Here is a 259-nt window from a genome sequence, read left to right on the forward strand (position 1 = left end):
TTCAGGCCAGCATGCTGAAGAGTTCTTGAAAGGCTGGCAGGGCTATCTAGTCTGTGATGATTACAGTGGTTATAAAGCACGTTTTAAATCAGGCCAGGTGATTGAGGTGGGCTGCATGGCCCATGCACGTCGTAAATTCCATGAACTGCATGTGACCGGGAAAAGTCAGGTCGCTGAACAGGCATTAGTGCTGATTCAGAAACTGTATGGGATAGAAGCAGAACTCAGGAAAAAGACCGATAGTACAGCGGAAGACCGC

At 48.3% G+C, this 259-nt stretch carries 1 protein-coding gene; it reads left to right on the top strand.

Features of this window, described 5'->3' with window-relative positions:
- On the top strand, positions 1 to 259 hold a 259-nt coding region (locus WFH18_RS18095), incomplete at both ends, for an IS66 family transposase (RefSeq protein ID WP_336755452.1).

The sequence above is a fragment of the Acinetobacter sp. USHLN143 genome, from assembly GCF_037145695.1.
Classification (GTDB): Bacteria; Pseudomonadota; Gammaproteobacteria; order Pseudomonadales; family Moraxellaceae; genus Acinetobacter; species Acinetobacter fasciculus.